Origin of the sequence: Limnofasciculus baicalensis BBK-W-15, assembly GCF_024178385.1 — a bacterium.
Taxonomy (GTDB): Bacteria; Cyanobacteriota; Cyanobacteriia; order Cyanobacteriales; family Coleofasciculaceae; genus Limnofasciculus; species Limnofasciculus baicalensis.
Genome location: NZ_JAMZMM010000214.1, coordinates 1 through 10,665 on the forward strand (window position 1 = coordinate 1; position 10,665 = coordinate 10,665).

Here is a 10,665-nt window from a genome sequence, read left to right on the forward strand (position 1 = left end):
GATTTATTACTAATATATAGCATTTCTAAATGGGTCCTCAACCCAGACGCGGGCAAGATGCCCGCGCTACAAGTTTACGACTAATTTAGAATAGAATTGCGATCGCAGCACGCAAATGGATTGGGGCAATAGACTTGGATTAAAAGGGCACGGGGAAAAGGCAACAAGGGAATTTCCTAACCAATAAACGTAGTGCTATAACAAACAACCAATAACAAACAACAAACAACCAATAATTAATTAAAATATCTACTTGATATAGGAGAATTTGCCCACTTCTTCATATAGCATAAATCTGGTGATGTTTTAAACCATTCCTGGATAGTCTCCAGCATCTGTTTATTTTTGGAATTAACAGAGATTGAAGTATCAAGTATTCCTTGGCGCTCGATTGGACAGAAAATGCCAATTGCTTTGCCAGAAATCAAGCTTTGTGGTACAAATCCCCAAAAGATTTGTTTTCCATTAGCAATTAGCAATTCCCCTATTTTCCCCGCTGAATTTGTTTAACTGTTTGATACATTTCCGGAAGGCGACTGTAAATTGCTGATATTTTCAAAAATAGTTTGTGCGGGATAGCGGGAATTCCTGAGACAATTGCGCCTGATTCTATATTATTATGAATTCCAGCTTTTGCAGTTGCGATCGCGCCATCGCCAATTTGAGCCTGATTCGCTACTCCCACTTGCCCAGCCAGAATTACCCTATTCCCTACTTTCACGCCACCTGCTAACCCAGCTTGCCCTGCAATAGCGCAGCCGGAGCCAATTTGACAACCATGTCCAATTTGGACTAAATTATCAATCTTGGTATTCTTGCCAATTCGAGTTTCACCAACAGCGGGACGATCGATTGCCGTATTGCAGCCTATTTCTACGCCATCTTCTAATATCGTATAGCCAGATTGTTCCATTTTTAGCCAGCCATCGGGAGTTGGCACAAAACCAAAGCCTTCTGCACCGATAACAGCGCCACTGTGGATTACGCAATCTGCCCCAATCCTAGTCCGTTCATGGATAGTACAGTTAGCATGTAAAATAGTGCGATCGCCAATTTCCACATGAGGATAAATTACCACATTGGGATGGATCGAGGCGCGATCGCAAATTTTCACTCCCGCCTGAATTACCACATGAGCGCCAATATAAACATCCTCCCCGATTTGAGCATCCGGGTGAATCACAGCCGTGGGATGAATTTCTGGTGCAGGTTGCCAGGGTTGGTAGAAAATTGCGATCGCTTTAGCAAATAATAATCTTGGCTCAGTTATGGCAATCCAAGCAATCCCTCTTTCTGTCGCTTTTGCCTGCAAAGCTTCATCTTGGGGCAAAATTAAAGCCGAAGCATCAGTTTTACTCACCATTGAAGCAAACTTCGCCCCCTCAATATAACTAAGAGTGCCACTAGTTGCTTCATCAACCGCAGCAACACCTGTAATTTCTGGGTTGCACAAGGGGCTAGTGGTTAGACTATTGCAGGCTGCGGCTACATTGAGGGTTTGCAGGATTTCACTAAATTTCATTGCCTAATTGGTCCATTAGAATCAATTGTCACTGTTCCATTTTGATCGACTGTGACTACACTTTCAATGTTATATATTGAAGACATCGGTCTGCGCCCTTTAAATGTGAAAGTCCAGCTTCCCTCACTATTTTCCACATAAGGAGCCTGATTTGCCAAACCGTGCATTGATGCTTCTGCGCGATAATTACCCAAACCACCATTTTCTCTCTCGACTGCCATTCTAGCTAAGTTTTTGGCACGATTGAGTTCAATTCCGGTGCTAATCTCATTTTGGGGGCTTGGCTGGGCTTGGATTGAAATTGCTCCCAGTAGTAGGGTGCTTAAGGTAATCGCAGAAATCGCAGCAATTTTTTCGATCATACTCCTCCAGAATTGTTTTTCAATACTACACTATTGAGACAGATTTGTTAATCGAAGATTCTCCTAAATCCCCCTACCCTTCCCGAAGGCTTCGCCAACAAAAGGGGACCCTCAAGTAAATTATCCCCCTCTTGTTAAGGGTGGCTGGAGGGGATTGAGGGGTTGGAAAAAATACCCTTATCCCCTACTCCCTACTCCCTACTCCCTACTCCCTACTCCCTACTCTCTCTCTTGACGATTAAACTAATGAGTTGTTTCCCATGGCTTCACCTGCCAGCCAAGCGGTACTCCAGGCACTTTGAAAATTAAAGCCACCTGTCACACCATCAATATCCAGGATTTCCCCGGCAAAGTAAAGTCCTCGACAAATGCGGCTTTCCATTGTTTTAAAGTCTACTTCCTTTAAGTTGATACCGCCACAGGTGACAAATTCCTCCTTAAAAACACCTTTTCCTTGAATAATATAACGTCCTTGAGTTAGTTCTTGAATCAACAAGTTTAGCGCATTTTTCGATAAATCTGCCCATCTTTGCTCTGCTCCAATCCCAACATGATTCAACAAGCTAACCCAGAGACGTTTAGGAATAGGAATAGGGCAACTGGTAGTAATCATCCGACGAGAAAGTTGAGATTTGACTGCTAGGAGCATTTCTCTTAGTTTATCTGACTTATAGTCAGGTAGCCAATTAATAATTAATGGTGTCTGATAGCGACAGTCGTGGAGAAATCTCGCCCCCCAGGCAGATAATTTTAGTACCGCAGGACCGCTAACTCCCCAGTGTGTAATTAGTAATGGACCTGTTTGTGCTTTTAGTACTTTACCAGCTTCAGGTAAATGGATAGAAGTATTATTGACACTAACCCCAGCTAAATCCTGGCAGCGAGGATCGCGAATTGTGAAGGTAAATAAAGATGGTACAGGAGATTCAATAGAATGGCCATTATCTTTTGCGCAATGATATCCTAGGGGATTACTACCTGTGGCAATCAAAACGCGATCGCATTCTATTATATCACCATTCTTTAGTTGTATTTGGAATTGGGGAATGGGTAATGGAGAATTGGGAATGGGGTGTGGGGAAACTAATTTGACGGGCGTAGAAGTACGGATTTGGACTCCGGCTAAAATAGCAGCATTAATCAGACAATCCACTATAGTTTGAGAATTATCTGTGACGGGAAAGATCCGCCCATCAGCTTCTGTTTTCAGTTGAACACCTTGGGATGCAAACCAAGCGATGGTATCTTTTGGTTGAAAGCGAGTAAATGCTCCTCGCAATGCTTTTCCACCTCTAGGATAAGCTTGAACTAACATAGCAGGATCGAAGCAAGCGTGTGTCACATTACATCTGCCACCACCAGAAATACGAACTTTACTTAATACATGTGGTGATGCTTCGAGTAAGATGACTTGGGTGTGGGGATGGTTTGCTGCACAGGTAATTGCACCAAAAAATCCAGCCGCACCACCACCGATAACGACTATTTTTAAATTAGACAAGGGAATGGGGAGTGGGGAATGGGGAGTAGAATAGTTTTTTAGTTATTAGCCATGAGCCATTAGCCATTAGCCATTAGCAAAACTATTCCTCTATAAGTTCAAAATCCGATTTAGTAGCGCCGCAGGTTGGACAAACCCAATCATCTGGGATGTCTTCAAAGGCTGTACCGGGTTGAATACCGCTATCAGGATCTCCTTCTTCTGGATCGTATTCATAGCCGCAAACTGTACAAATGTATTTCTGCATTTTCACAAGATCCTTGTTAGTGTTGGTGTTGGTATGGGAATGAGATTGAAGTATATTATCTCATAATGGGGAGTAAAGGAGAAGTGATTTCTATTGCCAATATCGATAAATAGCATAAGCAAGTGTCACCACGCCCGTAACAATTGCCGTTTCATCCACATCAAATAGGGGGTGATGTAGAGGATAATTAAGCCTATCTTTAAATCCCACACCAAGACGAAACATAGTACCCCGTGCATGTTGCAAATACATAGAAAAATCTTCAGCACCCATAGAAGGTTCTAATAAAATTTGCACTTTTTCACTACCCCAAGCTTCTTTTGCTGCTGCTTCTACTAGCTGAGTTAAAGCTAAATCATTTTGCACTGAAGGCACACCCCGTCGATAATTTACCTCACACTTAGCGCCATAAGTTTGACAAACACTTGTGACAATATTTTCAATCCATTGAGGTAAATTAGCATGAGTTTCTGGATGGAGCGATCGCACTGTTCCTGCTAATCTTACTCGATCGGCAATTACATTAGGCGCTCTTCCCCCATTAATTTGTCCAATTGTTAATACTATTGGGCGTAATGGATTCTGAGTACGACTAATTGCTTGCTGCAAATTAGTAATAACTTGTGCAGCAATCCAAATCGCATCAATTGCTTCATGAGGGCGCGCACCATGTCCAGATTCTCCTGTAATAAATATTTCTAAATCATCTGCGGCTGCGGTTAGTGCGCCGTAGCGAATACCAATCGAACCTCCAGGAATTGTCGGGAAAACATGAACACCAAAAATAGCACTAACATCGTTCATTGCCCCATCTTGTACCATCCAATTTGCACCCTGGGCAATTTCCTCCGCAGGTTGGAATAAAAAGCGCACATTTCCTGGTAATTGTTCTGGCAAACTAGAAAGAACCATCGCCGTACCCAAACCTACTGTAGTATGAATATCGTGACCGCAAGCGTGCATAACTCCCAGTTTCCGCGAGGCAAATTCCAGATGAGTGATTTCACTGATGGGTAAGGCATCCATATCCGTGCGGAGTGCAACTAATCTGTCATCCGTACCTCCCACCAACTCACCAATTACCCCCGTTTTCCCAATCGCTTCTTGTACAATAAGTCCACAGGATGATAACACGCCTGCAACATAAGCGGCGGTTTGGTACTCTTGTCCACTTAATTCAGGATGGGCATGAATATGGCGGCGAATTTCAATTAGGCGAGGGGCGAGTTGTTGCGCTAAGTCTTTAATTCGGGTAAGCATAAGATTATTGGGAATTGGGAATTGGGAATTGGGAATTGGGAATTGGGAATTATGCAATTATGCAATTAGTAAGAAAAATTATGAAAACTTACGACTGGATTGTAGTTGGTGGCGGTATTACTGGTGCTGTTTTAGCTTACGAGTTAGCCACCAAAGGCTTACGGGTTCTAATTATAGAGAAAGATACCAGACTGTCTGGGGCAACCCCTTATAGTTATGGCGGTATTGGTTACTTGTTTGGTACATCAGAATTAACGCGGTTATTGTGCCAGGAAGGGATAAAATGTCATCGTCAGTTATCAGCAGAATTAGAAGCTGATACCCAATTCAGGGAATTGGATTTAATCATGACTATTCCCGCTGATGAAGACCCCCATAAAGCTGTTACTAACTATGCCCAGTTTACCATAACGCCAAAACTAATCTCTGTTAAAGATGCTTGTGATTTAGAGCCTTTGCTAAATCCAGATGCGATCGCAGGTGCTTTAATTATCCCTCATGCTCATATCCATCCTGGATATACCACCCAAGCATACCACCAAGCCTTCTTGCGGGCTGGAGGTGAATTTGCAATCGGTAAAGTCATGGAACTTTTACAAAAACGAAATTCTATCCAGGGTGTAAAAACAATTAACCAAACCTATTATGCTGCTAATACTGTTATCTGTGCAGGTGGACTTAGCCGCGCCTTACTTAAAGCATCTGCTATTTCCATTCCCTTGTATTTTACCCATGCGGAAATGATTGAAACGCCACCAGTTAATCTCAAATTAAGAACTACAGTAATGACAGCCAATTCGCAACGATTTCAACTGGAAAAGCAAGCCACTACACCTGAATTTGATCCCTTATGGGATGAGCCGGAAAACGAACTAGTACCACCAATTTTAGATCCTGGGGCGATTCAGTTTCTTGATGGTAGTTTACGGATGGGTCAAATTAGCCGAATTATTACTAATCCTTATGCTAAAATAGATCCTGTAGCTAGTGAAAATGCCATTCGCCAAGAAGTTGGCAAAGTCTTACCTGCTTTGGAAAATATACCCGGAACTTGGCATCATTGTTTAGTCGCCTTTAGTAATAATGGATTGCCTATTGTTAATGCAATTAATAACGTGGCAGGAGGTTATATTTTTTCAGGATTTACCAATCCTTGGGTATTAGTGCCACCCTTAGCCAAGCGTTTTGCTAATTGGGTTACTGGAGAGGAAGATAATATTATCACTCAGTTGTCTTCGACTAATTAAAAACCTAATTCCCCAGCCCCTTCCTCCCTTACTGATAAGCTGCTGTCCATCTAAATTGGATATTGAAATTTTTGAAAGCGGTAACATGAATGAGACATTAATTGTTGCACATTCCGTATTCTCTGTTAAGAGTTTCCTGTTCCCTATTCCCTGGGATAAATAAATCATCTAAATCACCACCATGGAATCAACCACCACCAAAGCCCTAAAAGAATGGGCAGTTGCCATCAATGCCTTAGAAGAAGGTAAAACAATAATGCTCATGCGCAAAGGCGGAATTCGTGAAGAGAGTAACCGCTTCCAAGTTACATGCGGTGCCGAAGGCAGGCGTTGCCATCGCATTTTACTCTACCCCACATACGAACATCAACAACCCAACCTATTAAAACCCGAATATGCCCCCCAAGTCACACCTGTACCATCAGGCTGGCATCCAGAAACAGTAAAAATTAGTAGTGTTGCCAAAATCACAGATATTTTCAAAATAAGCGAACAAAAAACACTAACCTCACTGCTACCCCACCACATCTGGAACGAAGAATTTGCCACCACCAGACTCAAATGGAAACCCAAACAACCACTATATATATTATTACTCCGCACCTACAAACTACCATCAACCTCAACAATCCCTTACCAACCTGAATACGGAGGATGTCGCTCATGGATAGATCTAAATCAACCAATTTCCCTAACAGAAATAAAACCAGTCATAGACGATAATAACTACACCCAACAAATAGCCCAAATTCACCAGATTATTAGAGAGAATTAGTCAAATCCTCTGTGTACCTCTGCGTTAACCTCCGTGCCATCTGTGTTAAAAAAAGCCCCAACTCCTTACCAATAAAACCCATCCTCAAACCATCCGCTCCATCCGCCGAAAATCAACCTCAATTTCCGCCCACAAAGAGCGATTATGAGGATCGGTTTTCAAAGCCTTCTTCAAATAAATTCTCGCCTTTTCCAACTGCCGTTCCTTCACCAACTGTCGTCCCCAACACTGATAAGCGATCGCGTGCCACTGACGAACTTCTGGATCTTGAGGAATCCGCTGTGCTAACCCTTCCACAAGAGCGATCGCACGAGCAAACCGCCCTTCCTTGAGAAGCTGCTGTAAGTGATTATAGGAACTCCACTTAAGCTGCTGTTCAACCTCTGACAAGGGCGGATAAACAGTAACCGATGGCGGTTTGCGAGTGACTTTGACAGTAGGTGGCGACTCTTGTCTGACTTTAAATTCCGGCTCAGGCGTTACCGCCTGAGACGAAACAGCAGAGCTAGGGTTGCCAGAGAGTTTGACAAGATTAAGGAGCAGCTTATAAGCCTCAGTTAACTCAATAAATTTTGATTGAGCTAATAATTTATTGTCTGTGTTGACATCTGGGTGATATTTACGTGCCAAACGCCGATAGGAGGCTTTAATGTCAGCGAGGGAAGCTCCATAATTTAGACCCAAAATGCGATAGTAATCCGCCAGCTTCATTGAGGATTGTAATATGCAATTTTAGATTTACCTCTGCTTAGTACTCATTTTCCTATCTCTCCTCAATCACCTTATCAATCAATCCGTATTCTTTCGCTTCTTGAGCGGACATGAAAAAGTCGCGATCCATATCTTTTTCAATCTTCGCTAAAGGCTGACCTGTATTTTTGGCGTAGATAGAATTAAGTTGATGGCGAATCCGCAGAATTTCTCTTGCCTCAATCTCAATATCCGTCGCTTGTCCTCGGGTTCCGCCAGAGGGTTGGTGAATCATAATTCGGGAATTGGGTAAAGCCATCCGTTTCCCTTTCTTCCCAGCAGTAAGGAGAAAGGAACCCATTGATGCTGCTAAACCCACGCAAATGGTTACTACATCCGACTTTATATGCTGCATGGTATCATAAATCGCCATGCCTGCTGTGACTGAACCACCAGGAGAGTTGATGTAGATATAAATATCTTTGTTGTTATCTTCCGAATCCAGATAAAGCATCACCGCGATAATCTGGTTGGCAATCTCATCATCGACATCTTTACCCAGAAAAATAATCCGTTCTCGATAGAGGCGATTGTAGATATCAATCCAATCTGTGTAAGCAGAGCCAGGTAGCTGATAGGGAACTTTGGGAACGCCGATAGGCATAGTTTTCTCCTAATTTTAAATTAAGGGAGTGGGGAATTGGGAGTGGGGAGTGGGAAATTAAGAGACTACCGCCGCGATCGCAGGAGGAACTTCACTGGGTTCCAGGACGCGATCTATTAAACCGTATTCTTGCGCTTGTTGGGGTGTCATGTACAACATCCGCTCCATATCCTTCACAATTTTTTCTGGCGCTTGACCTGTATTGCGGGATAGGATACCGATCATCGTTGCTTTATTCGCTAACACTTCCTTTGCCCGAATTTGGATATCCGTCGCTTGTCCGCGAGCGTAACTTTTAGGCTGATGTAGGACAATAGAGGCATTAGGCAAGCTAGCTCTACAGCCTTTAGTACCCGCTGAGAGGAGCATTGCTGCCATCCCCATCGCCGAACCAATGCAGATAGTATTGATTTGGGGCTTGATATAGTTCATCGTGTCGCAGATGGCAAAGGCTTCTGTTTCAAAGCCCACAGGTTCACCATCATAACGGGAGGTGCCAGTGGAGTTGATGTAAATTTTAATCGGCTTATCCGGATCTTGGTACTGTAAATACAGCAATTCGGCGACAATCAGCTCAGTCACCGCAGGTATCAAGGGCAGCCCCAGATAGACAATTCGCTCATTGAGTAGCAGTGAGGGTAAGTCTGGCGGTGGTGTCCGATAGTTCGCACGACCATAGTAAGTGGATTGAACAGCCTGAATTGGTAATTTCATCGTGTTTGGTTTGGGGCTTTTACCTAAGAGCAATAATCGCGCTATCTTTAAAACATATTAGCGTGCCTCTGGGCTGGTTTGTAGCCGTTCTAGCAAGATTGAACTAGTGCTATGCTAAAAGAAAGCAAAATAAGCTAGTATTTGGGTGCTATGCTAAACCCGGTTTCGGGATCTGCCCATAGACTGACAGAAAACCAGAAAAGACACGCTCGTTTCCCGCATACCGTGTATTCTTATGAAAGTTGGTTTGTATCCTGCACTTGATGATGCCAATCTTGATGCTGATCGAGCAACAAGTAACCGTTTGCTCTCTGTGGCGATTTCTGCGATCGCAGATTCTTTGGATCGTTCAGTTCCCTTAAATTTGTGTCTGGTGCTAGATCACAGTGGTTCAATGGGGGGACAGCCCCTGGAAACGGTGAAAAAAGCAGCGATTGGTTTAGTCGATCGACTAAATCCTGGCGATCGCATTTCTGTAGTAGCTTTCGATCATAGAGCTAAAGTGCTGGTGAGCAATCAGGCGATCGAAAATGTGGATAAAGTTAAAAAACAAATCCAACGACTTGAGGCTGATGGCGGTACTGCTATTGATGAAGGTCTTAAACTGGGTATTGAAGAAGTTGCTAAAGGTAAGCAAGATAGTGTATCTCAGGTGTTTTTGCTCACGGATGGCGAGAACGAACATGGTGATAATAAACGCTGTTTGAAATTAGCCCAACTCGCGATTGAACGGAAGTTGACGATTAGCTCCTTGGGTTTTGGGGCTAACTGGAATCAGGATATCTTAGAAAAAATTGCTGATGCTGGGGGCGGTAGTCTCTCTTATATAGAGAAACCCGAACAAGCAGTAGCAGAGTTTGGGCGTTTATTCAACCGGATTCAAACAGTTGGATTGACTAATGCCTATCTCCTATTCGATCTTATGCCTAATGTACGGTTTGCCGAACTAAAACCAGTTGCTCAAGTGGCTCCCGATACAATTGAATTGCCACTGCAAAAAGAAGGTTCTCGGTTTATAGTACGTCTGGGCGATTTGATGACTGATGCCCAGCGTGTCATCTTGGGTAACCTTTATATTGGGAAACTGCCACAAGGGAGTAGAGCGATCGCGAATGTCCAAGTACGTTACGATAATCCAGGGGCGGGACAAGAAGCATTACTCTCAGAACTAGTACCTGTTGAAGTTAATGTTCAGAGCATTTATCAGCCCGCTGCCAATAGTGAGGTGGAAAAGTCTTCTTTAGCATTGAGGAAATACCGACAAACTCAACTGGCAGAAGCAAAATTGCAACAAGGAGATCGTGTTGGCGCTGCTACCTTACTCCAAACTGCTGCGAAAACCGCACTCCAAATGGGAGATATCCCTGGTGCTACAGTACTCCAAACTAATGCCACTGTCTTACAATCTGGGGAAGATCTCTCAGAAGCCGATCGCAAGAAAACTCGTATTGTATCTAAGACTATTTTACAGGATTGAAGTATGAAGTATGAAGTAAAAAAATAGTTTCACCCTACACCCTACACCCTACACCCCCTGCTCCCCCCTCCCTTCTCGCAGCTCCCTATCCTTCTCCCCGTACTCTCTCCGCCTTTCTCCCCACCCTCTACCTCCCTGCTCTTCTAGCAAGTATATTACACACTACCGTTTCACAACTCTCACCTCCCCTCGCCGTTAGACACACT

General features: G+C 43.5%; 11 protein-coding genes. 3 read left to right on the forward strand and 8 right to left on the reverse strand.

Features of this window, described 5'->3' with window-relative positions:
• Window positions 1-484: 484 nt before the first annotated feature.
• The 5 genes from lpxD to NJ959_RS19005 all read right to left on the reverse strand — a co-directional run bounded on the left by lpxD (window position 485) and on the right by NJ959_RS19005 (window position 4,892).
• A complete protein-coding gene (gene lpxD, locus NJ959_RS18985) occupies window positions 485-1,522 on the reverse strand; it encodes a UDP-3-O-(3-hydroxymyristoyl)glucosamine N-acyltransferase (RefSeq protein ID WP_254013308.1) in 1,038 nt (345 codons plus the stop codon).
• A complete protein-coding gene (locus NJ959_RS18990; protein WP_254013309.1) occupies window positions 1,519-1,884 on the reverse strand; it encodes a hypothetical protein in 366 nt (121 codons plus the stop codon). The genes lpxD and NJ959_RS18990 overlap by 4 nt, the downstream gene beginning before the upstream one ends.
• A gap of 238 nt (window positions 1,885-2,122) precedes the next feature.
• Window positions 2,123-3,385 carry a BaiN/RdsA family NAD(P)/FAD-dependent oxidoreductase gene (locus NJ959_RS18995; RefSeq protein ID WP_254013310.1) on the reverse strand — a complete coding sequence of 421 codons (1,263 nt, stop codon included), beginning with the start codon at window positions 3,383-3,385 and terminating at the stop codon, window positions 2,123-2,125.
• 82 nt (window positions 3,386-3,467) lie between these two features.
• Entirely contained in the window at window positions 3,468-3,632 is a 165-nt protein-coding gene (gene rd / locus NJ959_RS19000; RefSeq protein ID WP_254013311.1) for a rubredoxin, read from the reverse strand.
• A 90-nt stretch (window positions 3,633-3,722) separates the two neighbouring features.
• Window positions 3,723-4,892, reverse strand: coding sequence for a M20 family metallopeptidase (locus NJ959_RS19005; RefSeq protein WP_254013312.1), 1,170 nt, complete (start codon window positions 4,890-4,892; stop codon window positions 3,723-3,725).
• Window positions 4,893-4,972: 80 nt separating this feature from the next.
• Between NJ959_RS19005 and NJ959_RS19010 the strand changes: the two genes are divergently transcribed.
• Window positions 4,973-6,139: an NAD(P)/FAD-dependent oxidoreductase gene (locus tag NJ959_RS19010; RefSeq protein ID WP_254013313.1), complete on the forward strand. Its 1,167-nt coding sequence runs from the start codon at window positions 4,973-4,975 to the stop codon at window positions 6,137-6,139.
• Between the two features lie 181 nt (window positions 6,140-6,320).
• Complete coding sequence (locus NJ959_RS19015; RefSeq protein WP_254013314.1) at window positions 6,321-6,914, forward strand: DUF1802 family protein; 594 nt, start codon at window positions 6,321-6,323, stop codon at window positions 6,912-6,914.
• Between the two features lie 84 nt (window positions 6,915-6,998).
• Here NJ959_RS19015 and NJ959_RS19020 read toward each other — a convergent pair whose 3' ends face one another.
• Genes NJ959_RS19020 through NJ959_RS19030 form a run of 3 tightly spaced genes read right to left on the reverse strand, consistent with a single transcriptional unit; the run spans window position 6,999 to window position 8,982 of the window.
• Complete coding sequence (locus NJ959_RS19020) at window positions 6,999-7,625, reverse strand: J domain-containing protein (protein ID WP_254013315.1); 627 nt, start codon at window positions 7,623-7,625, stop codon at window positions 6,999-7,001.
• A gap of 52 nt (window positions 7,626-7,677) precedes the next feature.
• A complete protein-coding gene (locus NJ959_RS19025; RefSeq protein ID WP_254013316.1) occupies window positions 7,678-8,268 on the reverse strand; it encodes an ATP-dependent Clp protease proteolytic subunit in 591 nt (196 codons plus the stop codon).
• Between the two features lie 57 nt (window positions 8,269-8,325).
• Entirely contained in the window at window positions 8,326-8,982 is a 657-nt protein-coding gene (locus NJ959_RS19030; protein WP_254013317.1) for an ATP-dependent Clp protease proteolytic subunit, read from the reverse strand.
• 235 nt (window positions 8,983-9,217) lie between these two features.
• On the opposite strand from NJ959_RS19030, the gene NJ959_RS19035 reads away from it, so the two are divergent.
• Entirely contained in the window at window positions 9,218-10,459 is a 1,242-nt protein-coding gene (locus NJ959_RS19035; RefSeq protein WP_254013318.1) for a vWA domain-containing protein, read from the forward strand.
• Window positions 10,460-10,665: the final 206 nt, after the last annotated feature.